The sequence below is a fragment of the Pseudolysinimonas sp. 10J20-29 genome (genome assembly GCF_055809595.1).
Genome location: NZ_CM147917.1, coordinates 2,127,206 through 2,150,056, shown reverse-complemented (window position 1 = coordinate 2,150,056; position 22,851 = coordinate 2,127,206). Strand labels below are relative to the sequence as shown.

The 22,851-nt window shown below is 71.1% G+C and carries 19 protein-coding genes and 1 pseudogene; 15 read left to right on the top strand and 5 right to left on the bottom strand.

Translation table 11 applies throughout. The features are described from left to right. Positions 1–2: 2 nt before the first annotated feature. Together AC0L6Y_RS10360 and guaA are read left to right on the top strand one after the other, a co-directional pair. Complete coding sequence (locus tag AC0L6Y_RS10360; RefSeq protein WP_473551968.1) at positions 3–440, top strand: DUF3817 domain-containing protein; 438 nt, start codon at positions 3–5, stop codon at positions 438–440. Further along, a complete protein-coding gene (gene guaA / locus AC0L6Y_RS10355; RefSeq protein WP_473551965.1) occupies positions 437–2,038 on the top strand; it encodes a glutamine-hydrolyzing GMP synthase in 1,602 nt (533 codons plus the stop codon). Before AC0L6Y_RS10360 ends, guaA begins: the two co-directional genes overlap by 4 nt. Positions 2,039–2,192: 154 nt before the next feature. Here guaA and AC0L6Y_RS10350 read toward each other — a convergent pair whose 3' ends face one another. Both AC0L6Y_RS10350 and AC0L6Y_RS10345 read right to left on the bottom strand, forming a co-directional pair. Continuing rightward, positions 2,193–2,987 (bottom strand): Bax inhibitor-1/YccA family protein, encoded by a 795-nt coding sequence (locus AC0L6Y_RS10350; RefSeq protein ID WP_473551963.1) that lies wholly within the window; start codon positions 2,985–2,987, stop codon positions 2,193–2,195. A gap of 62 nt (positions 2,988–3,049) precedes the next feature. Continuing rightward, positions 3,050–3,670: a hypothetical protein gene (locus AC0L6Y_RS10345; RefSeq protein ID WP_473551960.1), complete on the bottom strand. Its 621-nt coding sequence runs from the start codon at positions 3,668–3,670 to the stop codon at positions 3,050–3,052. A gap of 1 nt (position 3,671) precedes the next feature. On the opposite strand from AC0L6Y_RS10345, the pseudogene AC0L6Y_RS10340 reads away from it, so the two are divergent. From AC0L6Y_RS10340 to AC0L6Y_RS10330, 3 genes and pseudogenes are all read left to right on the top strand, one after another. Then, positions 3,672–4,695 (top strand): annotated as a pseudogene (locus tag AC0L6Y_RS10340) (glycerophosphodiester phosphodiesterase family protein). Positions 4,696–4,816: 121 nt separating this feature from the next. Further along, a complete protein-coding gene (locus AC0L6Y_RS10335; protein ID WP_473551958.1) occupies positions 4,817–5,551 on the top strand; it encodes a hypothetical protein in 735 nt (244 codons plus the stop codon). Between the two features lie 143 nt (positions 5,552–5,694). Continuing rightward, positions 5,695–8,067, top strand: coding sequence for an ATP-dependent helicase (locus AC0L6Y_RS10330; protein ID WP_473558449.1), 2,373 nt, complete (start codon positions 5,695–5,697; stop codon positions 8,065–8,067). Positions 8,068–8,366: 299 nt separating this feature from the next. Here the strand turns inward: AC0L6Y_RS10330 and AC0L6Y_RS10325 are convergent, their stop codons facing one another. Then, the gene (locus AC0L6Y_RS10325; RefSeq protein WP_473551956.1) at positions 8,367–9,626 is read right to left on the bottom strand and encodes an MFS transporter; all 1,260 of its coding nucleotides are present in this window, start codon (positions 9,624–9,626) and stop codon (positions 8,367–8,369) included. Positions 9,627–9,723: 97 nt separating this feature from the next. Between AC0L6Y_RS10325 and AC0L6Y_RS10320 the strand changes: the two genes are divergently transcribed. Continuing rightward, the gene (locus tag AC0L6Y_RS10320; protein ID WP_473551950.1) at positions 9,724–10,317 is read left to right on the top strand and encodes a PadR family transcriptional regulator; all 594 of its coding nucleotides are present in this window, start codon (positions 9,724–9,726) and stop codon (positions 10,315–10,317) included. On the opposite strand, the gene AC0L6Y_RS10315 is transcribed toward AC0L6Y_RS10320, so the two are convergent. Then, a complete protein-coding gene (locus AC0L6Y_RS10315; protein ID WP_473551945.1) occupies positions 10,296–11,060 on the bottom strand; it encodes an oxygenase MpaB family protein in 765 nt (254 codons plus the stop codon). The two genes, AC0L6Y_RS10320 and AC0L6Y_RS10315, sit on opposite strands and share 22 nt — an antisense overlap. Positions 11,061–11,238: 178 nt before the next feature. Here AC0L6Y_RS10315 and sucC point away from each other — a divergent pair, with 178 nt between their 5' ends. The 3 genes from sucC to AC0L6Y_RS10300 all read left to right on the top strand — a co-directional run bounded on the left by sucC (position 11,239) and on the right by AC0L6Y_RS10300 (position 13,896). Continuing rightward, positions 11,239–12,402, top strand: a complete 1,164-nt coding sequence (sucC, locus tag AC0L6Y_RS10310; RefSeq protein WP_473551940.1) for an ADP-forming succinate--CoA ligase subunit beta — start codon at positions 11,239–11,241, stop codon at positions 12,400–12,402. A gap of 66 nt (positions 12,403–12,468) precedes the next feature. After that, the gene (gene sucD / locus AC0L6Y_RS10305; RefSeq protein ID WP_473551934.1) at positions 12,469–13,359 is read left to right on the top strand and encodes a succinate--CoA ligase subunit alpha; all 891 of its coding nucleotides are present in this window, start codon (positions 12,469–12,471) and stop codon (positions 13,357–13,359) included. Positions 13,360–13,419: 60 nt separating this feature from the next. Then, positions 13,420–13,896, top strand: coding sequence for a hypothetical protein (locus AC0L6Y_RS10300; RefSeq protein WP_473551929.1), 477 nt, complete (start codon positions 13,420–13,422; stop codon positions 13,894–13,896). Here the strand turns inward: AC0L6Y_RS10300 and AC0L6Y_RS10295 are convergent. After that, positions 13,886–14,683: an IclR family transcriptional regulator gene (locus tag AC0L6Y_RS10295; protein ID WP_473551923.1), complete on the bottom strand. Its 798-nt coding sequence runs from the start codon at positions 14,681–14,683 to the stop codon at positions 13,886–13,888. The genes AC0L6Y_RS10300 and AC0L6Y_RS10295 overlap by 11 nt on opposite strands. 180 nt (positions 14,684–14,863) lie before the next feature. On the opposite strand from AC0L6Y_RS10295, the gene AC0L6Y_RS10290 reads away from it, so the two are divergent. The 6 genes from AC0L6Y_RS10290 to AC0L6Y_RS10265 all read left to right on the top strand — a co-directional run bounded on the left by AC0L6Y_RS10290 (position 14,864) and on the right by AC0L6Y_RS10265 (position 22,777). Then, positions 14,864–15,625, top strand: coding sequence for an MIP/aquaporin family protein (locus AC0L6Y_RS10290; RefSeq protein WP_473551920.1), 762 nt, complete (start codon positions 14,864–14,866; stop codon positions 15,623–15,625). Then, positions 15,622–16,620: a dihydroxyacetone kinase subunit DhaK gene (gene dhaK, locus AC0L6Y_RS10285; protein ID WP_473551916.1), complete on the top strand. Its 999-nt coding sequence runs from the start codon at positions 15,622–15,624 to the stop codon at positions 16,618–16,620. Before AC0L6Y_RS10290 ends, dhaK begins: the two co-directional genes overlap by 4 nt. 31 nt (positions 16,621–16,651) lie before the next feature. After that, positions 16,652–17,293, top strand: coding sequence for a dihydroxyacetone kinase subunit DhaL (dhaL, locus tag AC0L6Y_RS10280; RefSeq protein WP_473551911.1), 642 nt, complete (start codon positions 16,652–16,654; stop codon positions 17,291–17,293). A 3-nt stretch (positions 17,294–17,296) separates the two neighbouring features. Next, positions 17,297–19,711, top strand: a complete 2,415-nt coding sequence (gene ptsP / locus AC0L6Y_RS10275; protein WP_473551906.1) for a phosphoenolpyruvate--protein phosphotransferase — start codon at positions 17,297–17,299, stop codon at positions 19,709–19,711. A gap of 65 nt (positions 19,712–19,776) precedes the next feature. After that, positions 19,777–21,327, top strand: a complete 1,551-nt coding sequence (locus AC0L6Y_RS10270; protein ID WP_473551899.1) for an alpha/beta hydrolase — start codon at positions 19,777–19,779, stop codon at positions 21,325–21,327. 232 nt (positions 21,328–21,559) lie between these two features. Beyond that, positions 21,560–22,777, top strand: a complete 1,218-nt coding sequence (locus AC0L6Y_RS10265; RefSeq protein ID WP_473551895.1) for a cell division protein PerM — start codon at positions 21,560–21,562, stop codon at positions 22,775–22,777. Positions 22,778–22,851 lie beyond the last annotated feature (74 nt).

Below are 22,851 nucleotides of genomic sequence, written 5' to 3'. Positions count from 1 at the left end.
CCATGCCTGCCGGACCGAGTCTCTCTGACGTTCCCCGCATCCGCACGGTCCTCGCGGTGTACCGCGTCTCGGCCATGATCACCGGGTTCTTCCTGCTCGGACTCGTCCTGATGATGGTGTTCCGCTACGGATTCCACCTCGACATCGAACTGGGCGGCCCCTTCGGCTTCCTGGCGCTCACCCAGGTGGGCCAGCTCACCGCGATCAACCTCTCGGTCGTGCTGCTGTCGGTGCACGGCTGGCTCTACGTGCTCTACCTCGCGCTCGACTTCATGCTCTGGCGGATGCTGCGGTTCAGCTTCCTCCGGTTCCTGTGGATCGCGCTGGGCGGAATCATCCCCTTCCTGTCGTTCTGGTTCGAATACGAGGTGCCGAAGTTCGTGAAAGCTGAAATCGCCAAGGTCGAGGACGCCGCGAGCCCGGTCGAGGTGACCGCGTGACGCACAACCCGGATGCCGCTGCCGCCGAGCACGCCGAATCGCGCCCGGTTCTGGTCGTCGACTTCGGCGCCCAGTACGCGCAGCTGATCGCGCGCCGCGTGCGCGAGGCGAGCGTGTACAGCGAGATCGTGCCGCACACGATCACGGCGGCCGAGATCCGCGAGAAGAACCCGGTCGGCATCGTGCTGTCGGGCGGCCCCTCGAGCGTCTACGAGCCCGGTTCGCCGAGCCTCGACCCGGAGATCCTCGAGCTCGGCATTCCGACGATGGGCATCTGCTACGGATTCCAGGTGATGGCCCAGCAGCTCGGCGGCGAGGTCGCCAAGACCGGCGCGCGCGAGTACGGCTCCACCGAGGTGCGCCTCGCCGGCGACGGCGGCGTGTTCCTGAACGAGCAGCCGCCTACCCAGAGCGCGTGGATGAGCCACGGCGACTCGGTCGTGAAGGCGCCCGAGGGCTTCGAGGTGCTCGCCTCCAGCGATTCGACCCCGGTGGCGGCCTTCGGCAGCGACGAGCGCAAGCTCTACGGCGTGCAGTGGCACCCCGAGGTGAAGCACTCGGCGTTCGGCCAGCAGGTGCTGGAGAACTTCCTGCACCGTGCCGCCGGGATCGCCCCCGAGTGGAACGCCGACAACGTGATCGCCGAGCAGGTGGCGCGCATCCAGGCCCAGGTCGGCTCGGGTCGGGTGATCTGCGGGCTCTCCGGCGGCGTCGACTCGGCCGTGGCCGCGGCGCTCGTGCACGAGGCGGTCGGCGACCAGCTGGTCTGCGTCTTCGTCGACCACGGCCTGCTGCGCCAGGGTGAGCGCGAGCAGGTGGAGAAGGACTACGTCGAGGCGACCGGCATCCGCCTGGTCACGGTGGATGCGGCGGACCAGTTCCTCACCGCGCTGGCGGGCGTCAGCGACCCCGAGACGAAGCGCAAGATCATCGGGCGCGAGTTCATCCGCACCTTCGAGGCCGCGCAGGCGGAGCTCGTCGCCGAGTTCGCCGCGGAGGGCGACCCGATCAAGTTCCTCGTGCAGGGCACGCTCTACCCCGACGTCGTCGAGTCGGGCGGCGGCACGGGCACGGCCAACATCAAGAGCCACCACAACGTGGGCGGGCTTCCCGAGGACCTGCAGTTCGAGCTCGTCGAGCCGCTGCGCACCCTGTTCAAGGACGAGGTGCGCGCGATCGGCCGCGAGCTGGGGCTTCCCGAGGCGATCGTCGGGCGCCACCCGTTCCCCGGGCCCGGGCTCGGCATCCGCATCGTCGGCGAGGTCACCTTCGACCGGCTCGAACTGCTGCGCGCGGCGGACGCGATCGTGCGCCAGGAGCTCACCGCGGCCGGCCTCGACGCCGAGATCTGGCAGTGCCCGGTGGTGCTGCTCGCCGATGTGCGCAGCGTCGGCGTGCAGGGCGACGGCCGCACCTACGGCCACCCGATCGTGCTGCGCCCGGTCAGCTCGGAGGACGCGATGACCGCCGACTGGACGCGTCTGCCCTACGACGTGCTGGCGCGCGTCTCGAACCGCATCACCAACGAGGTCGACGGGGTGAACCGGGTCGTGCTCGACGTCACGTCGAAGCCGCCGGGAACCATCGAGTGGGAGTAGCCCGTGGGCGACGGCCATTTCTGGCCGTCGCGGGCTGCTCCCCGAGCCCCGTCCCGGGGCTCGGCGCACAGGGTGACCCGAAGCTGTCCCGCTGAGCCGTGAACGAAAAGCGGCCCGAGCCTTTCCAGGCTCGGGCCGCTTTCGCGTTGACGCGCTAGTTGCGCGGCATGAAGTAGCTGAGCAGTCGCAGCATCTCGAGGTAGAGCCAGACGACCGTGGCGATGATGCCGAAGGCGCCGGTCCAGCCGTAGACGCGCGGGGCGCCCGAGTCGATGCCGCGCTTGATGAAGTCGAAGTCGAGCACGAGCGAGTACGCGGCCATGATGACGACGAAGATGCCGAGGATCACGCCGAGCGGGATGCCGAGGATCGTGAAGTCGCGCGCGCCGAACATCGAGTCGGTGACGCCGAACACCATGAGGCCGACGTTGATGAGCGAGAAGGCGAGGTAGCCGACCATCGCGACGAGGAAGATCTTCGTCGCACGCTTCGAGGCGCGCACCTTGCCGCTGGCGAAGAGGGCCAGGGTGACGGCGACGACGCCGAGGGTGCCGAGCACGGCGCTCGGGATGATGCCGTCCCAGAGGCTCGCGTAGAAGGCCGAGATGCCTCCGACGAAGACGCCCTGAACTCCCGAGTAGATGAGGATCAGCGCGGGGGAGGGCTGCTTCTTGAAGGCGTTGACGAGGCCGAGCACGAGGCCGACGACGGCGGCGGGAATCCAGAGCGCGGGCACGAACCAGCCGACGGCTGCGCCGACCAGGAGCACGGCGAAGGCGCCCACGATCTTGGCGATCGTGTCCTCGTAGCTCATCCGATCCATCTGGTCCGGCGTGGCGGTCGGCTGGGTGAACTGCTGGTTCAGCTGGGCCGCGGTCGGAATGACGGCGGCCGACGCGGCAGCAGCCTGCGGATTGGTGGGCATGTTGCGGTAGGCGAACTCGGCCATGGTGTCTGTGTGTCCTCGATAATTCGGGGGCGAAGCGACGCGGCTGCGTCGCCGCTCCTAGTCTAGGAAGTCTCGCGCTCGCGATGCTGACTTTTCGCCGCAGGCGGAGCGGCGCCCCGCTCGGCGCGAACCCTCGCGGGCAGCGGTCTGGCGGCGCCCGCCGCGTGCAGCGCGCGGGCCGCCCACGCGGAGAGGGCCATGACCGCGAGGCCGGAGCCGAGGGCGACTGTCATGTACTCGTACTCGGTGAACACCGAGCGGCTGGTGACGATGCGCACGATCATCACGGAGGTGGCGATCACGAACAGCACCGTCGCGTAGCTGCGCGGCGGTCGGTGACGCACCAGCAGCCACGCCAGGTAGGGCACGACGAGCACGCCGATGAAGCGCGGCCCGGTGAGCAGCAGCCAGGCGGCGAGCGTCGCCGGGAACAGCACGACGACGCGCCGCCAGCCCGCGGACGGCAGAATGCTCCATCCGACCAGGTAGGCGGTCGTGCCGAGGCCGAGCAGCCACAGCGACCAGGTGTTCGATCCGGCGATGGCGATGCCGCCCGAGACGATCAGCGCCGTTCCGAGCGCGAGGCGCTCGCGATACCAGCCCCAGCGCAGCGGAATGAGGGAGGCGGGCTCCCGCCACGGCGACCGGCGTTCCAATGAGGGGGCGCGGTCGCGGGGAGCCATGATGCGGCCACACTATCGTGGCACCGTGACCTCCACCGAGCCCCTCGTGATCGGGCACCGCGGCGCGAGCGGCTACCGTCCCGAGCACTCCCGCGCGGCCTACGAGCTCGCGATCGCGCTCGGCGCGGATGCGGTCGAGCCCGACATCGTGAGCTCCCGCGACGGCGTGCTCGTGATCCGTCACGAGAACGAGATCTCGGGCACCACCGATGTGGCCGAGCGCCCCGAGTTCGCCGACCGGCGCGCCACCAAGATCGTCGACGGGCAGAAGCTCACCGGCTGGTTCACCGAGGACTTCGACTGGGCCGAGCTGGCGACGCTGCGCACCCGGGAACGTCTGCCGAAGCTCCGGCAGAGCTCGACCACCTTCGACGGGCACGAGCCGATCCTCCGACTGGTCGACCTGCTCGACCTGCTGGAGCAGGCGCGGGCGCGCACCGGACGCGCGATCGGGCTGGTGGCCGAGGTCAAGCATCCGAGCTACTTCGCGTTCGATCGGCCTGCCGCTCGAGCGCGCGGTGGCCCGCGAGCTGGCCGCCTGGAGCGGGCGGCCGGAGCTCACGGTGGAGTGCTTCGAGCAGTCCGCGCTCACCGAGCTGCGCGACCTCGGGCTGCGGGCGCGATTCGTCTACCTGATCGAGAAGTCGGGGGCCGCGCCCGACCTGCGCGCGAGGTTCGGCCGCCAGGCGCCGGCCTACTCGACGCAGCTGACCACCGCCGGTCTCACGCGCCTCGCCGCCGAGGTCGACGGGATCAGCGTGAACAAGGCGCTGCTGATGAAGACGGACGGCGACGGGATGCGGGCCACCGATCTCGTGACGCGCGCCCACGATGCCGGGCTTGAGGTCTACACCTGGACGCTGCGCCCCGAGAACCGCTTCCTCGCGCCGCCGCATCGCCGCGGGTCGTCGCCCGCCGCCTGGGGCGACTGGCAGCGCGAGTTCGAGCTTCTCATCGGCACGGGACTCGACGGGGTGTTCGCGGATCACCCCGACCTGCCGCGCGCCCTGCGCCCTCGGACGTAAACGCGGCGTAATCGGCCCGCGGGAACCGCCGTTCGCGGCCCCCGAAGCTCGTAGCGTCCTCTTCGGCCCGCGTGCTGTCGCGGCCCGCGCACACGTGCGCTTCCCCCGCGAAAGGACTGCCATGAGCACCGAGACGACTTCTCCCGACCCTGCACCCGCCGAACTGGCCCCGCCGGCTCCCGACCGCAACCGGCTGTGGCCGCTGTGGGCCGTGCTCGCGGGGGCGCTCGGCTTCACCGCCACGATTCTGATGGACGTGCGCCCGATCACCGAGATGCAGGCGGTCGCCGACGGCATCCCCTACGAGGTGACGCCGGGCGACATGGATGACATCACCCGCACCAACAACTACCTCGGCTTCCTGCTCGGCTTCGCCGCGATCGCCGCGATGCTGGTGTTCCACGGCGCGTGGCGCGTGCGCGTCGAGAACGCCTACGCGAACTCGATCGCCGCCCGCGTCGTCAGCGGCGGGCTGCTCGCCTCCGCGGCCGGGCTCACGCTCGCCTACGGCTGGAAGGGCGCCCTCGCCAACTACGGCTTCGACGGCCCCGAGGCAGGCCTGTACGGCGAGGAGGGCCTCTTCGTCTACTACATGCTGACCGACTTCGGCCCCTACCTTCCGTGGCTCGGCGTCGTGATCGCGGCGGCGGCGGTCGCCTGGATGGCGTTCGTCGAGCGGAGCGTCTCGCGCGGACTCGGCGCGTTCTCGGGCATCCTCGCGATCCTGGTCGGCGGCGCGTTCGTCGTCTCCGGCGTGCCCGGTCTCAGCGGGCTCGTCGGCGGCCTCTGGCTCGTCGTGGCGGGCATCTGGCTCGCGGTCGGCCGCAGCCCGATCACGCTCAAGCCCGCGGCGTAGCCGCACACGGCCCGGCGGTCGGTCCCGCTCCCTCCTGGGCGGGCCCGACCGCTGTCCTCGTCGCCGGCCCGCCGTAGACTCGACCGGTCATGAGCTTCCTCCCCACCGACTCCGTCCCCTTCGGTTCCGACCCGGAGGCCTGGATGCCCCCTGCCGAGAGCGCCGGCGGCCCGATCGCGGTCGACGAGGCGCTGCTCGAGGGGCTCAACCCGCGCCAGCGCGAGGCGGTGCTGCACCGCGGCCCCTCCCTGCTGATCGTCGCGGGTGCCGGATCGGGCAAGACGAGCGTCCTCACCCGCCGCATCGCCGGGCTGCTGCAGAGCCGTGAGGCGTGGCCGAGCCAGATCCTCGCCATCACCTTCACCAACAAGGCGGCGGCCGAGATGCGCGAGCGCGTCAACCAGCTCGTCGGCGGTGCCGCCGAGGGCATGTGGATCTCGACGTTCCACTCCGCGTGCGTGCGCATCCTGCGACGTCAGGCCGAGGTGATGGGCATGACGCAGGGCTTCACGATCTACGACTCCGCCGACAGCCGCGCGCTCATCAAGCGGATCATCAAGGAGATGGATGCCGACACCTTCGGCTTCACCCCCGGCAACGTGAGCGCCAAGATCTCCAAGCTCAAGAACGAGCTCTCCGACGTCGAGACGTATTCGCGCAACGTCAACGCCGATGACCCCAAAGAGGTCATGTTCCTCGAGATCTTCCGCCGCTACACGGCGGGGCTGCGCCGCGCCAACGCGATGGACTTCGACGACCTGATCGGCGAGACGGTGCACCTGTTCCGGGCCTTCCCCGAGGTGGCGGCGCTCTACCAGCGCCGGTTCCGGCACGTGCTGGTCGACGAGTACCAGGACACCAACCACGCGCAGTACTCGCTCATCCGCGAGCTGGTGCGGGCGGTCAAGCCCGAGCACGTGCCCGCCGACACCCGCATGCGCCTCGCGCCGGACGGCGGCATCCCCGCCGCCTCGCTCACCGTGGTCGGCGACTCGGACCAGTCGATCTACGCGTTCCGCGGGGCCGACATCCGCAACATCGTCGAGTTCGAGCGCGACTTCCCCGACTCGAAGGTGATCCTGCTCGAGCAGAACTACCGCTCCACGCAGAACATCCTCGACGCGGCGAACGCCGTCATCTCGAACAACTTCGACCGCAAGGCGAAGAACCTGTTCACCGACGTCGGGGCGGGCGATCCGATCGTCGGCTACACCGGGTACTCCGGGCACGACGAGGCGCAGTTCGTCGCCGACGAGATCGCGACCCTGCACTCGGCGGGCATGCGCTACAGCGACATCGCCGTGTTCTACCGCACCAACTCGCAGACGCGAGCGCTGGAAGAGATCTTCATCCGCTCGGGGCTGCCCTACCGGGTGCTCGGCGGCACCAAGTTCTACGAGCGCGCCGAGATCAAGGACGCGATGGCGTACCTGATCCAGGTCGCGAACCCCGCGGACGACCTGGCGCTTCGTCGCATCATGAACACCCCGAAGCGCGGCATCGGCCCGGCGACCGAGGCGGCGCTGCAGGCGCACGCCGACCGCCTGGAGGTTCCCCTGCGCGACGCGCTGCGGGATGCCGACCAGCTGGGTCTCGGGCCGAAGGTGACCGCGGCGATCCTCACCCTCGCGGCGACCCTCGACGAGGCGACGCGCATCGCGACGACCCCCGGCGGCGGGCGACCCGGCGGCGCTCCCGCCGACGTGCTGACGTTCCTGCTCGACAAGACCGGCTACGTGGAGGCGCTGCGCGCCACCCGCGACCCGCAGGACGAGGCGCGCATCGAGAACGTCGAAGAGCTTGTCGCCGTGACGAAGGAGTTCGGGCGCAACAACGCCGAGGGCGGCCTGATCGACTTCCTCACCGAGGTGGCGCTCGTGGCCGCCGCCGACGACCTCGACGACAGCTCGGGCACCGTCTCGCTGATGACCCTGCACACCGCGAAGGGCCTCGAGTTCGAGGCGGTGTTCCTGACCGGGGTCGAGGAGGGGCTGCTGCCGCATCAGATGTCGGCGGGGGAGCCGGGCGGTCTCTCCGAGGAGCGGCGCCTGTTCTATGTCGGCATCACGCGCGCGCGCAAGAAGCTGCACCTGTCGCTGGCGATGAGCCGCTCGACCTTCGGCGAGACGACGGTCGCGATGCCCTCGCGCTACCTGCAGGAGATCCCCACGGGCCTCATCGAGTGGCGCCAGAGCCCGGGCGACGCGACCTCGCGCGGCGGCCTGCGCCCGCGCGCGCTGAACGCGCGCAGCCCGCGCGAGGACCGCTTCTCCTACTCGACCTCGCTGCCGCCGGCGCGGGCCAAGACCGAGTGGGCGAGCCCGGTCACCAACAAGGTGCGCGACAACGGCGACCTGGCGCTCGCGGTCGGCGACCGCATCCGTCACGCCGACTTCGGCGAGGGCCGCGTCACCGACGTCTCGGGCACCGGCCCGAAGTCGGTGGCCGAGGTGCAGTTCGAGTCGGCCGGGCGCAAGCGCCTGCTGATCAAGATCGCGCCGATCGAGAAGCTCTAGCCGGGCCGTCCGGCGCTGCCGCGACCCGCGCGCCCCGCGCATCCGGAGTGTGTCGTTTCTCCGGAGCCGCGCGCCGGCCCTCCCCGCGCGAGTGTGTCGTTTCTCCGGAGGTTCTGCGCCGGATGCCTGCGATACCGGGGCGGTCGGGTGTCGCGCATCCGAAAACTCCGGAGAAGTGACCCACTGCGAGGAATGGGGCGGGGAAAGGCGCGGCGAAATCTCCGGGGAAGCGACACGCTGGGGGGCGGCGCGGGCGCCGGCGCGGGTTGCGCCGCGCTGGCCGCGGCCCGCGCGGCGGCTCAGTCCTCGGGATCGGCGAGCACCGGCGCGTGCGGCGCGTCGGCGCGCGAGCGGATGCCGCGGGCCAGCACGACGATGCCGAGCGCGCCCGCGATCAGCAGCAGCGCCCCGGCATCGATGGCGAGCGCTCCGCTCACCCCGACGATGCCGCCGAGGATGCCGACCAGCACGCCGCTGCCGGCGCGGAAGCCGAAGCCGGTGACGCTCGAGGCCCCGACGAAGCGACCGCGCTCGTCGGTGGGCGCGTCCAGCTGCACGACCGTCTGGCCGGAGGACTCGGACCAGATGAGCGCGAATCCGGCCAGCAGGAGCATCGGCAGCGAGACCAGGTACTCGCGCGAGACGGCGAAGATCAGCAGGCAGGCGGCGTAGACGATCGCCGCGCCGACGGCGAGGCCGACGCCGGTGCGGATGCGCCCGATGGCTTCGAGGCTGAGCCCGCCGATCACCGCGCCCGCGGCCATCGACACGATCAGCAGCCCGTAGCCGAGACCCGAGTCGTCGAGTCCGAGCAGGTTGCCGAACTCGGGGAACAGCGGCAGCAGGGCAGCCCCGATGAACAGCCCGGTCGCGCCCTGCACGATCATGACGATCAAGATCGACGGGTAGCGCGGGAGCTTCTTCACCACCGTGAACACGTCGCGCACGTGGACCCGCGGGCGCGGGGTGGTGCGGTGCTGGTGCCCGTCGAGCGGGGTGCGGGCGAGGTAGACGACGAACGGCAGGTACATCGCCATGTTGAGCAGCATCCCGATGCCGGGTCCGACGGTGAAGAGCATCGCCGCTCCGAAGGCGGGGCCGACGAGCTGGCCGAGGCTCAGCCCGGTCGCCATCAGTCGCACGGCGCTCGGCAGGTCGCGCGGCCCGACGATGTCGTAGATCATCACCTGGTCGGCGGGGCGCCACAGGGCGCTGGCGAAGCCGTGCAGCAGGAGCAGCAGGATGCAATGCCACACCTCGAGCGCATCGTTCAGGATGAGCACGCCCCAGATCAGCGAGGCGAGCATGAACATGCCGCAGGAGATCTGGATGATGCGCCGGTTGTCGAAGCGGTCGGCGAGCGCGCCGAAAGGGATCGAGAAGAACAGGTGCGGCACCCAGTGGCTGACCACGGCGAAGCCGGCGAGCAGCGGGGACTCGAACAGCTGCCACATGACCCAGTAGGTGAGGGCGTGCTCGGCGTTGTCGCCCGCCATGAGCAGGCTTCCCCCGGTGAGATAGCCCTTGTACCAGCGGGCGCGCAGCGCAGCGAATCTCACGCGCACAGCCTAGGGGTCTTGTGGGCGATGCATTAGCGATATATCGTTGAGCTATCGCGAATACTTCGTCGCGATCCCGCGACATTCAGGAGAAACCATGAACCACTCCTCTCACCCCGGCTGGGAATCCCGCGGACGCCGCCCCGGATTCGACTCCGGCTTCAGCGGCGGACCGGGCTTCGGTCCCGAGGCCTTCGACTTCCCGTTCGGCCCGCGCGGCCGCCGTGGCGGCCCCGGCGGGCGCGCCCGGCGCGGCGACGTGCGCGCCGCCATCCTCGGGCTGCTCGCCGAGGAGGCCGGCTCGGGCTATTCGCTCATCAAGCGCATCCAGGAGCGCTCGGAGGGCGCCTGGCGGCCGAGCCCCGGCTCCGTCTACCCGACCCTGCAGGAGCTCGTCGACGAGGAGCTCATCGCCTCGACCGGCGGCGGCGGTCGCGCGAGCGAGTTCGCGCTCACCGACGAGGGCCGCACCTACGTGGACGAGCACGCCGACGAGATCGCCGCGGCGTGGAACGTCGGCGCCGACCGCGCCGACGCCCGAGCCGAGCTGCGCGAGTATCGCGACGCGGCGGGTCGGCTGATGCGCGCGCTCTGGCAGTTCCCGCACGAGGCCACCGCCGAGCAGCGCACGCGCGCGATCGCCGAGATGGAGGCGCTGCGCAAGTCGCTCTACGGCATCCTCGCGGAGTGAGGTCGCCCGGCGACCAGTCCGCGCAGCAGGAGGCGTGACGGCAGGCGTCGCAGCGGCCCCGGCGTGACCCGGACGAGCGTGCGCGCTCGCCGGAGCGCCCGCGCGTGCCGAGCCGGATCCTCGGTGAGGCCGAGCGGCGCGCGCACCGCCGCGGGCGCCAGCGCCGCCGTCACCTCGACCACGAACGGCATCGCGCGGCGCAGCCACCACGGGCCGGACGGGTGCATCAGCTGCTCGGCGACGATCAGCGCCTCGGGCGTGAACTCCAGCCGCGCGACGCGCTCGGCCCAGTACTCCTCGAACGCGTCGCGCGTGGCCGGCCAGGCATCCTTGGGCAGCTGCAGGGCGGTGCCGAGCCGCGCGCTCGCCGCGTAGATCTCGTCGCGCGTGGCGTCGGCGATGCCCCCGACGAGGCGCTCGTGGGTCTCGACGCCGACCGCGTAGAGCGTCGCCGCCACCCAGAGCTGGTGCTCCGCCTCGCGGGCCCCCGGCACGCCCGCGTGGGCGCGGTTGACGTGCTGGCGGGCGAGGCGCTCATGCTCGTCGCGGCCGAGTCGGATCGCGTACACGTACTCGAGCGTGCGCCGCAGGCGGCCGAGCGGATCCGTCGCGAACGAGCTGTGCGCGGCGACGCCGCGGGCGACCACCGGATCGCCCAGCTGCAGCAGGATCGCGAGCACCCCGCCGAACAGCAGCGCGCCCTCCCGCGTGTAGCGGTCCAGCTCGCGATCGCGCCTCGGCATGCCTCATGGTCGCACCCGGGCGGCAAGAAACCTTGAACTTTCCCGGCCCGGATCGGCGCCGTCGAGAAAACGCTCCAGCCGGAGCAGGTAGAGTGCCTGTTGGCCCAACTGTCTCGATATCGAACTATCTCGGCAACGCGGCACCGCATCCCTCCACTGCAACGGAAGAAGCAAAAGCGTGGATCTTTTTGAGTACCAGGCCCGTGACCTCTTCGAGAAGTACGGGGTTCCCGTACTCCCCGGGATCATTGCCGACACCCCCGCCGAGGCCCGCGCGGCCGCGGAGAAGCTCGGCGGCGTGACCGTCGTCAAGGCGCAGGTGAAGGTCGGAGGCCGCGGCAAGGCCGGCGGCGTCAAGGTCGCCAAGACGCCCGATGAGGCGGAGGCCGCCGCGGAGGCGATCCTCGGCCTCGACATCAAGGGCCACGTCGTCAAGCGCGTCATGGTCGCGGCGGGCGCCGACATCAAGGAGGAGTACTACTTCTCCGTCCTGCTCGACCGGGCCAACCGCTCCTACCTCTCGCTCTCGAGCTACGAGGGCGGCATGGAGATCGAGCAGCTCGCCGAAGAGCGCCCCGACGCCCTCGCGCGCGTCGAGGTCGACCCGGGCGAGGGACTTGACCTGGCCAAGGCGAAGGAGATCGCGATCGCCGCGAAGTTCCCCGCCGAGCTGGTCGACCAGGTCGCTCCCGTCTTCGTCACCCTGTACGACGTGTACGTGAAGGAGGATGCGACGCTCGTCGAGGTCAACCCGCTGATCCTCACCGGCGGCGGCGCGATCCTCGCCATCGACGGCAAGGTCTCGCTCGACGAGAACGCGGCGTTCCGTCACCCCGAGCACGAAGAGCTCGAGGATGCGGCCGCCACCGACCCGCTCGAGGCGAAGGCCAAGGAGCACGACCTCAACTACGTGAAGCTCGACGGCCAGGTCGGCATCATCGGCAACGGTGCGGGGCTCGTCATGTCGACCCTCGACGTCGTCGCCTACGCCGGCGAGAACCACGGCGGCGTCAAGCCCGCCAACTTCCTCGACATCGGCGGCGGCGCCTCGGCGACCATCATGGCGGCCGGGCTCGACGTGATCCTCGGTGACGAGCAGGTCAAGAGCGTCTTCGTCAACGTCTTCGGCGGCATCACCTCGTGCGTCGCGGTGGCCGACGGCATCGTGAAGGCGCTCGAGATCCTCGGCGACGCCGCGACCAAGCCCCTCGTGGTGCGCCTCGATGGCAACCAGGTGGAGGAGGGCCGGGCGATTCTCGCGGCGGCCAACCACCCGCTGGTGACGATCGCCGAGAACATGGACCAGGGCGCCGACAAGGCCGCCGAACTCGCCGCGGCCTAGCCCGCCGGTATCCCGCTGATTGAGTAGCCGTTCGCGGCGTATCGAACTCCAGAATCGAGAAACAGAATGTCGATCTTCCTGAACAAGGACTCCAAGGTCATCGTGCAGGGCATCACGGGCGGCGAAGGCACCAAGCACACCGCCCTCATGCTCAAGGCCGGAACCCAGATCGTCGGCGGCGTCAACGCGCGCAAGGCCGGCACCACGGTTGAGCACGACGGCGGCGTGAGCCTGCCCGTCTTCGGCACCGTCAAGGAGGCGATGGAGGCCACCGGCGCCGACGTCTCGATCGCGTTCGTGCCGCCGGCATTCACGAAGGACGCGATGGTCGAGGCGATCGACGCCGAGATCCCGCTGCTCGTCGTCATCACCGAGGGCGTCCCCGTGCTCGACACGGCGGAGGCCTGGGCCCACGCCAAGGCGAAGGGCAACAAGACCCGCATCATCGGCCCGAACTGCCCCGGCATCATCACGCCCGGTGAGTCGCTCGTCGGCATCACCCCGAACAACATCACCGGCAAGGGACCGATCGGCCTCGTGTCGAAGTCGGGCACCCTGACCTACCAGATGATGTTCGAGCTGCGCGACCTGGGCTTCTCGACCGCGATCGGCATCGGCGGCGACCCGATCATCGGCACCACGCACATCGACGCGCTCGCGGCTTTCGAGGCCGACCCCGAGACCAAGGCGATCGTCATGATCGGCGAGATCGGCGGCGACGCGGAGGAGCGCGCGGCCGACTTCATCAAGGCGAACGTGACGAAGCCGGTCGTCGGCTACGTCGCCGGCTTCACGGCGCCCGAGGGCAAGACCATGGGCCACGCGGGCGCGATCGTCTCCGGTTCGGCCGGAACGGCTCAGGCCAAGAAGGAAGCCCTCGAGGCGGCCGGCGTCAAGGTCGGCAAGACGCCGAGCGAGGCTGCGGCCCTCATGCGCGAGATCATCGCGGGGCTCTAGAGCACGTCCGCAGCCGCGGCGCAGGCCGCGTCGCGGCATTCGACGACGACCACGGGGAGGGTGACGTTGTTGGAGGGGCTCCAGGGCTGGGTCGATGGCGCGCCGTCGGTTCTGCAATGGCTGGCGATCATGGCGGCAAGCGCGATTCCATTCGTGGAGTCGTACTTCGGCTCCGCCATCGGCGTCCTCGCGGGGGTATCGCCGGTCGTCGCGATCCTCGCGGCCGTCGTCGGCAATGTCGGATCGATGATCGTGTTCGTGGCGGTCGCCGCGTCGGCGCGCGCCAAGGCCGGCGTCGGCGCGAAGCCCCTTTCACCCCGTCGCGAGCGGCTGAAGCGGAGCTTCGATCGCTGGGCTGTGCCCGGGGTCAGCCTGCTGGGTCAGACCGTGCTGCCCAGCCAGATCACGTCGGCCGCGATGGTCGGGTTCGGCGCCTCGCAGCGCCAGGTGATCGTGTGGCAGATCGTCTCGATCGTGATGTGGGGCGTCGTCTTCGGGGCGCTCGCCGCCGTCGGGGTGACGGCGCTCACGGCCTGAGGTCGTCGTCCTCGTCCGCGATGACGGGGCCGTCGGGGGCGCGCGGCGGCCAGGTTGACGCGCCCAGCTCGCGCGAGATGTTGCGCGCGGTCTCGCGCAGGTCGTTGAGCACCGGATCCTCGGGCGGCCACTCGCTCGTCGGCACCACCACGGCGACGGCCGCGACCACGTTGCCGGAGGCATCCGAGACGGGGGCGGCGACGCTCGACTCGCCGAGCACGGCCTCGTCCTCCTCGGTCGCGAGCCCGCGACTGGCGATCTGGGCGAGTCCGAGCGAGAGCTTGGCGGCATCCGTCACGGTGTCGCCGGTGAGGCTCCGCAGCGGCTTGCTGAGCACTTCGGCCGCGTAGTCGGCGTCGTAGGCGAGCAGGATCTTGCCCATCGAGGAGGCGTGCGCCGGGATGGTGAGCCCGGTCTCGAGCATCTGCTGGCTGCCGTCGGGGCGGCGGTTGTGGTGGATGACGATCACCTCGTCGAAGAGCTCCGCGCCGAGTCGGACGGCGAGCCCGGTGCGCCGCGAGAGCTCGCGGGTCCAGCGCATCGCGCGAGCGCGCACGTCGAGCGTGTCGAGGTAGACGTTGCTCAGCTTGAGCAGCGCCGGGCCGAGCATGTAGCGGTTGCTGCCGCGCTCTTTCGCGACCAGTCCGTGCTGCTGCAGCGACTTCACGATGCCGTGCACGGTCGACGGGGGGAGCTCGAGTGCGGCGGCGAGTTCGGTGATGCCGAGGTGCCGCGCGCCCTGCAGCGAGCTCAGCACCTTCGCTGCGCGGTCGATGGCCTGAATCACCGCCACCCCTTTCGATGAGGTCTCCATTATGGGCGCGGTCGGCGCCCTTGCCGTTCACTCCTCGGGCTTGACAACACCCTCAATACCGGAGCATATTCGACATTATCGAATAGCGTTCCGAAAAGAAACGCTTGCGGATCCGCCGCATCGAGAGAAAACCGCATGTCCAAAGGAGTACATATGGATGAGAACAGCACGTGGCAAAAGCTTGCCGCGGAGTTCCTCGGCACCGCCTTCCTCGTTTTCGTCGGCGTCGGCTCCGTGCCGGCGCTCGCGATCGCGCGAGGTGACGGACCGTTCACCGGTGGCGATCTGGGCTTCATTTCGCTGTCGTTCGCCACGATCGTCGTCGTCACGGTGTACGTGTTCGGCTACATCTCCGGCAACCACATCAACCCGGCTGTGACCCTCGGCCTCGCCGTCACCGGCAAGTTCCCGTGGAAGTCGGTGCCCGGCTACCTCATCGCCCAGGTGCTCGGCGCGACCGCCGGCGCCTTCGCCATCGTCGGCGTTCTCGGCATGCGCGCGAGTGAGCTCGGACTCGGCGTTGCCGCGTTCGACCCGGAGGTCGTGTCTGTTCCGCAGGCGCTGTTCGCCGAGTTCATCGGCACCTTCCTGCTGGTCTTCGCCGTGTTCGGTGTCATCCACCGCAAGGCAGCGCCCGGCTGGGCGGGCCTCGCGATCGGCCTCGTCGTCTTCGCGGCGATCATCCCCGTCGCCCCGGCGACCGGCGCCTCGATCAACCCCGCGCGCACCACCGGCCCGATGATCGTGCAGTCGATTCTCGGCGGCGACGTCGCCTGGGAGCAGTACTGGGTGTACATCCTCGCTGAGGTGCTCGGCGGAATCGTCGCCGCGCTGCTGTTCGGTGCCATTTCGAAGACCCAGGCCGACAAGACCGGCCTGAAGACCGCCCTCACGGAAGAGAAGGCCAACGCATGAAGAAGCTGATCAACGCCCCCGAGGCGGTTCTCGCCGACGCCCTGGTCGGCGTCGAGGCCGCGCACTCCGACCTCACGGTCGACCACAAGAACCGGATCATCTACCGCGCGACCCCGAAGGCCGACGGCAAGGTGGCGCTCGTCTCCGGCGGTGGCTCCGGCCACGAGCCGCTGCACGGCGGATTCGTCGGATTCGGCATGCTCGACGCGGCATGTGCCGGTGAGGTATTCACCTCGCCGACGCCCGACCAGATGCAGGAGGCGACCAAGGTCGTCGACCGCGGTGCTGGCGTGCTGCACATCGTGAAGAACTACACCGGTGACGTCATGAACTTCGAGATGGCGGGCGAGCTCGCCGCTGCGGAAGCTGGCGTCGAGGTCGCGACGGTCGTCACCAACGACGACGTCGCCGTGCAGGACTCGACCTGGACCGCGGGTCGCCGCGGTGTCGGCGTCACCGTCCTGATGGAGAAGATCGTCGGTGCCGCGGCGGAGGAGGGCCGCGACCTCGCGTTGATCGTCTCCCTCGCCAACAAGGTCAACGACTCCGGCCGCTCGATGGGCATGGCGCTCACCAGCTGCACGGTGCCCGCGGCCGGCAAGCCGACCTTCGACCTGCCCGAGGACATGATGGAGATCGGCGTGGGCATCCACGGCGAGCCGGGACGCCACCGCGTGCCGCTCGCCGAGGCGCACGAGATCGCCCAGCAGCTCGTCGAGCCGATCCTCGCCGACCTCGACTTCACGTCGGGGCCGTCGATCGTGATGCTCAACGGCATGGGCGGCTCGCCGCTCATCGAGCTGTACCTGATGTACGGCGAGGTCGCCAAGCTGCTCGAGAAGGCGGGGGTGAAGATCGCCCGCAACCTGGTGGGCAACTACATCACCTCGCTCGACATGGCGGGCTGCTCGGTGACGGTGCTCAAGGCAGACGACGAGCTGCTCGGATTGTGGGATGCTCCCGTCAACACCTCGGGCCTTCGCTGGGGCGTCTGAGTTACACACGCAAGGAAACGGAAGAACTGACATGACGAACAGCACGGTCCCCCTCGCCCAGTTGGTGGCATGGCTCGAGAACTACCGCACTCAGGTGACGGAGCAGCGCGCCTATCTCACCGAGCTCGACTCCGCGATCGGCGATGCCGACCACGGAGCCAACATGGCTCGCGGCTTCGCCGCGGTCATGGCGAAGCTGGACGAGGGCACTCCCGCCACCGCTGACGAGCTCTTCAAGAGCGTCGGGATGACCCTGGTCACCTCGGTCGGCGGCGCGAGCGGTCCGCTGTATGGCACGTTCTTCCTCCGGATGGGCATGACCGCGGGCGCCGTCACCGAATTCGACGGTGCGGCGCTCGCGGCGGCCCTGCGGGCCGGGCTCGACGGCATCGTCGCGCGCGGCAAGGCGGAGCTCGGCGACAAGACCATGTTCGACGCGCTCGCTCCCGCCCTCGACGCCTTCGACGCCGCGCTGGCCGAGGGCAAGAGCCCCGCCGACGCGGCCGCGACCGCGGCGGACGCCGCCGAGAAGGGGCGCGACGCCACCGAGCCGCTCGTCGCCCGCAAGGGCCGCGCGAGCTACCTCGGGGAGCGCAGCGCCGGCCACCTCGACCCGGGCGCCGCCTCGAGCGCGCTCCTGCTGCGCTGCCTGGCACAGACACTCGAGAGCTAGAACATGATCGGCCTCGTCGTCGTCTCGCACAGTCTGAAACTGGCCGAGACGGCCCTCGAACTTGCCCTCGCGATGGTGCCGAACGGGGCACCGCGGGTGGTGCTCGCCGCTGGCGCCGGGACGGATGCCGACGGCACCCCGATCATCGGCACCGACGCGATGAAGGTCGCCACCGCGATCGATGACCTCGCCGACACCGACGGTGTCCTGGTGCTCATGGATCTCGGCTCCGCGGTGCTGAGCGCCGAACTTGCGCTCGAGCTGCGGATGAGCGACGTCGAGGTGACGCTGTCGGCGGCGCCCTTTGTCGAAGGCCTGCTCGCCGCCGTGGTGCGCGCGGCCGGAGGCGCCTCGCTCGCCGAGGTCGTCGCCGAAGCCCGCGGCGCGCTCGCCCCGAAGAGCGGACAGCTGGGAGAGGCCGAGGCCGCCCCCGCGGCGACGCCGGAGGCGCCCAGCGCGGCCGAGTCCGACCGAGTCACCCGGCGGCTGACGCTCCGCAACCCGCTCGGCCTGCACGCCCGCCCCGCGGCGCTGCTGGCCACCGAGGCGGGTCGCGCCGAGAACGCGCGCCTCGCCCTGCTGCGCACCGGCGCGACGGTCGCCGCCGCCAGCCCCACCGCCCTCATCGGGCTCGGAAGCCGCGGCGGTGACGAGATCGAGATCTCGGCCGCCGGACCGGACGCCGCTGCCGTGCTCGACCGCATCCAGACGCTCGTCGACGACGGCTTCGGCGAGCTGAACGCGCCGCCGCCCGCCGCCGCGCCGGCGCCCGCCCGGGCCGCCGGGCCTCTCGGCGTCAGCGCCGGCCGCGCCGTCGGCCACGTCGTGCACGTGGCGGCGCCGATCTCCGAACCCGCGCCAGGCGAGGCGCTGGCCGAATCCGCCCGCGCCGCCGAGGCAAAGCGGCTGCGGGAGGCCGCGACCGAGATCGCGTCGCAGCTCACGGCGCGCTCCGAGGCCGCCTCGGGAGAGGCTCAGCAGATCCTGCAGGCGACCGCGCTCATGGCGACCGACCCGGGGCTCATCGACCCCGCCGTCGCCGCGATCCAATCCGCCGGAACCCCCGCCGCGAACGCGCTGTGGGCCTCCGCCGGCGACCTCGCCGACATGCTCGCGGGGCTCGGCGGGCGCACCGCCGAACGTGTCGCCGACGTGCGCGACGTGCGCGATCGCATCGTCGCCGCGCTGCTCGACCTGCCGGTTCCGGGAATCCCGGAGCGGGACGAGCCCTTCATCCTCGTCGCGCGCGACCTCGCCCCGGCCGACACCGCGACGCTCGACCCCGCCACCTGCCTCGCGCTCGTGACCGAGGAGGGCGGACCGACCTCGCACACCGCGATCATCGCCCGCTCGCTCGGGATCCCCGCGGTCGTCGCCGCGCGCGGCGCCCTCGACCTGCCCGAGGGAATGCTCGTGCTGGTCGACGGCGAGACCGGCGAGGTCAGCCCCAACCCGGATGCCGAGGAGGTCGCGCGCGTTCGCGAGACCGCCGCGGTGCCCGAGTTCTCCGGCGTCGGCGCGACGGCGGATGCGCATCCGGTCGCCCTGCTGGCGAACGTCGGCGGCGGCGCCGACGCCCGCGCGGCGGCGGAGGGCCGGGCGGAAGGCATCGGACTGTTCCGCAGCGAGTTCCTGTTCCTCGACCGCGCCGAGGCGCCCAGTGTCGAGGAGCAGCGCACCGCCTACCGCGAGGTGTTCGCCGCGTTCCCCGGCCGCAAGGTCGTCGTGCGCACCCTCGACGCGGGCGCCGACAAGCCGCTGCCCTTCGTGACGGCGGCGGGGGAGGAGAACCCGGCGCTCGGCGTGCGGGGGCTGCGCACCTCGTGGCGCCGGCCCGAGATCCTCGCCGACCAGCTCCGGGCGATCGCCGAGGCCGCGGCCGCGGAGAGCGCCGAGGTGCAGGTGATGGCGCCCATGGTCGCGACCGTCGAGGAGGCCGCCGCGTTCGTGGCACTCTGCCGCGAGCACGGCATCGAGCGCGCGGGCATCATGATCGAGACCCCGGCGGCGGCGCTCAGCGCGCCCGAGCTCGCCGAGGTGGTCGACTTCGTGAGCCTCGGCACCAACGACCTCACCCAGTACACGATGGCCGCCGATCGGCAGCTCGGCGAGCTGGCCGAGCTCAACGACCCGTGGCAGCCGGCCGTGCTCCGCCTCATCCGCACCGTCGGGGCGGCGGGCGAGGCGACCGGCACGCCGGTCGGCGTCTGCGGCGAGGCGGCGGCCGACCCGGCGCTCGCCGCGGTGCTCGTCGGACTCGGGGTGACCTCCCTGTCGATGTCGGTGCGCGCGATTCCGCGCGTCGCCCAGAAGCTCGGCGGTCTGACGCGTGACGACTGCCGTCGGCTGGCGGACGCCGCCGCGGGGGCGTCCAGCCCGGCCGCGGCGCGCGAGGCGGCCCGCGCGGTCCTCGGCTGAGCGGGGAACCCCGCCTAGGCTGGTCGCGGGCTGTGCGAGATGCGCGCCGCCCGCGAGGAGGCTCCGTGTATCGACCGCGCATCGTCGCCGCCACCGCCGTCGTGGCGGCCGTCGGCATGGTCCTGAGCGGATGCTCGCTGATCTCGCTGTTCGGCGGCCAGACCACCAGCGGCGGCAACGAGCCGACCGGTGAGGACGTGGCGGCCGAGCTCGCGCAGTACTACACGCAGGAGCTGACCTGGTCGTACATCGACACCCGCGTCGATGAGACGCGCGTGACGGTGCCGCTGGACTGGAGCGACCCCGGCGGCGCCACGATCGAGATCGCCGTCTCGCGCCACAGCGCCCCCGGCACGCCGACCGGTTCGCTGCTGATCAACCCGGGTGGGCCCGGCGGCTCCGGCTTCGACTTCGTCGTCAACTCGGCCGTCTACGTCGTCACCAATGACGTGCTCGCCAGCTACGACGTCATCGGCTTCGACCCCCGCGGCGTCGGCAGCTCGACCCCCGTCGTCTGCTACACCGATCCCGCCGACCAGGACGAGCTGCTCTACGGCACCTACGACGTCGACTACGGCACGCCGGAGTGGATCGACGAGCTCACCGAGCGCGAGCTCGACTGGGCGAACGCGTGCCTGGAGAACACGGGCCCGCTTCTCGGCCACCTCGACGCCGCGAGCGTCGCGCGCGACATGGATGTGATCCGCGCGCTGCTCGGCGACAGCGCCCTCAACTACCTCGGCTACTCCTACGGCACCTACCTCGGCGCCGTGTACGCGGAGCTGTTCCCCGAGAAGGTGGGGCGGATGGTGCTCGACGGGGCCGTGGATCCGCAGGTGAGCGACCTTGAGGCGCTCGCCACCCAGATGGCCGGATTCGACAGCGCGCTGGCGTCCTACATGGCGTGGTGCCTGTCCGAGAGCGACTGCCCGTTCACCGGCAGCGTCGACAACGGGCTGCTGCAGGTGCGCGACCTGCTCGACCGCATCGACGACCTCGAACTGGTCGCAAGCGACGGACGCCAGCTCGACTCCGCCACGGTCGGCACCGGCATCGCGTACACGCTCTACTCGGAGTGGAGCTGGCCGTCGCTGACCGCGATGTTCGCGGCGCTCGCTGTCGGCGATCCGGATCCCGCCTTCGACAATGCCGACGCCTACTACGGCCGCTACGGCGGGTGGTACGACGGCAACGGCAACGAGGTCTACACCGCCGTCACCTGCAACGAGGGCGACCTTGGCACCGACGGGGTGACCCCCTTGGAGGGTGTCGAGATCATCGACGACCGCGCGCCGATCCTCGGCCGCTACTTCGCCTACGACGACTACGCCGTGCTCGACGTGGTCTGCTCGAACTGGCCGGTGCCGGTTGCCGACCTGCCGACCTCGTTCAGCGCGGCGGGCGCGCCGCCGATCCTCGTGATCGGCACCACCAACGACCCGGCGACCCCGTACGCCAACGCGGTCTCGCTCGCCGAACAGCTGTCGAGCGGGGTGCTCATCAGCTACGAGGGGGAGGGGCACACCATCTACGCGCAGGGTGTCTCCTGCATTGACGACACCGTGGATGCGTATCTGCTGCGCGACGAGGTTCCCGCCGCCGACCCGATGTGCTGAGGCGCGCGGCGGTCTCGCCGCCGTCCCTCTCCTCACGAAATGCAGGAGTCGCTGAGGCTCTCCCCTGCGGACAGGGGGCGGCGCGGCCTCGCCCACGCAGAATCTCCTGCATTTCGTCGAATGGCGGGGCCGTGGGAGGTGGCGGGGCCGTGAACGCGTGCGCGACGAGACGGCACGCGGGATGCGCGCGAGGCGCCCCGGTCCGGCCGCGGCTCGGCGGTAGGGTCGCACCGTGAGCCGCCGCCTGACCGTCCTGTTCTCGATGTTCGAGGCGGCGCTCACGGTCGCGATCGGCATCGCGCTGCCGCTGGTTCCGCTCACGATCCTGTGGGCGGCCTACTTCGGCTTCGGCGTCGACTGGCTCGTCTTCTGGCGCGGCGCCCTCGACGTGTGGCTGCTCGGGCACGGTGTCGACGTGACGTTCCGGCTCGACGAGGTGACCGCATCCGTGCTGGGCATCGCCGGAGCCGAGGTCGCCGTGCCGGTCACGATCTCGCTGCTCGGCGGCGCGCTCCTGACGGTGCTGCTGGCGGCGCGCGCCGGACATCGCATCGCCGAGGCGGGGCATCGGATGCTCGGCGCCCTCGGCGCGATCCTCGCCGTCGCGCTCCTCAGCTTCGGTCTCACGGCGGTGAGCCTGCACCCTGATGCCCGCCCCTCGCTCGTGCAGGCCGCGATCCTGCCCGCCCTGGTCTACGCCCTCGGTCTCGTGATCGGGATGCTCCGCGAGCGCGCCCGGCGCCGCCCGGCACCCGGGGTGCGATGGGTGGGGCGCATCGACCCGAGCCTGCGCGCCGCGGCGCTCGGCGCGGCCCGGGCTGGTCTCGGCGCGGCCGCGCTGACCCTCGCGGCCTCCGCCGTCGTGTTCGCCGCGGCGCTGTTGCTGCGCTACGCCGAGGTGATTCGCCTGTATGAGTCGCTGCACGGCGAGGTGCTCGGCGGGGCGGTCGTCACCGCCGCCGAGTTCGCGATCCTGCCGAACCTCGTCATCTGGACCGCCAGCTGGCTGCTCGGGCCCGGCTTCGCGGTCGGGATGGGGTCGGCGGTCTCGCCGCTCGGAACCGTGCTCGGACCGGTCCCCGCGCTCCCGATCCTCGGAGCCATCCCGCCCGAGATCGGCGCGTTCGGCTACCTGGGACTGCTCGTGCCGGTCGTCGCCGCGTTCCTGGTCGGCGCTGCGGCGCGGCGGCGGATGCTCCGCGACGCGGCCGAGGATCGCGCGGCGCCCGTCCGCGGCGTGCTGTCGCTGACGGCGACCGTGCTCGCCGCCGGAGTCCTCGGTGCGCTGGTCATGGCGGGGCTCGCCGCCGCCTCCGCCGGCGCGGCGGGCCCGGGGCGGCTGGCCGAGGTCGGCCCTGACGCCCTCACCGTCGGCATCGTGGCGCTGATCGAGTTCACGGTGGCGATCGGACTCGGCTTCCTCGTCGCCGACCGCCGCCGCCGCGACTGATCCGCCCCGGCTCTTCCGCACCGTGAGTGTGCCGCTTCTCCGGAGAAAGTGCGCCTGAGAGCGGATGCCTCCCC

Coding starts and splice junctions, on each gene's coding strand:
- ptsP (WP_473551906.1), top strand. CDS start 17,297: ATGATCGGCCTCGTCGTCGTCTCGCACAGTCTGAAACTGGCCGAGACG.
- AC0L6Y_RS10350 (WP_473551963.1), bottom strand. CDS start 2,987: ATGGCCGAGTTCGCCTACCGCAACATGCCCACCAATCCGCAGGCTGCT.
- dhaL (WP_473551911.1), top strand. CDS start 16,652: ATGACGAACAGCACGGTCCCCCTCGCCCAGTTGGTGGCATGGCTCGAG.
- dhaK (WP_473551916.1), top strand. CDS start 15,622: ATGAAGAAGCTGATCAACGCCCCCGAGGCGGTTCTCGCCGACGCCCTG.
- AC0L6Y_RS10330 (WP_473558449.1), top strand. CDS start 5,695: ATGCCCCCTGCCGAGAGCGCCGGCGGCCCGATCGCGGTCGACGAGGCG.
- AC0L6Y_RS10290 (WP_473551920.1), top strand. CDS start 14,864: ATGGATGAGAACAGCACGTGGCAAAAGCTTGCCGCGGAGTTCCTCGGC.
- AC0L6Y_RS10320 (WP_473551950.1), top strand. CDS start 9,724: ATGAACCACTCCTCTCACCCCGGCTGGGAATCCCGCGGACGCCGCCCC.
- AC0L6Y_RS10345 (WP_473551960.1), bottom strand. CDS start 3,670: ATGGCTCCCCGCGACCGCGCCCCCTCATTGGAACGCCGGTCGCCGTGG.
- AC0L6Y_RS10335 (WP_473551958.1), top strand. CDS start 4,817: ATGAGCACCGAGACGACTTCTCCCGACCCTGCACCCGCCGAACTGGCC.
- AC0L6Y_RS10360 (WP_473551968.1), top strand. CDS start 3: ATGCCTGCCGGACCGAGTCTCTCTGACGTTCCCCGCATCCGCACGGTC.
- sucD (WP_473551934.1), top strand. CDS start 12,469: ATGTCGATCTTCCTGAACAAGGACTCCAAGGTCATCGTGCAGGGCATC.
- AC0L6Y_RS10315 (WP_473551945.1), bottom strand. CDS start 11,060: ATGCCGAGGCGCGATCGCGAGCTGGACCGCTACACGCGGGAGGGCGCG.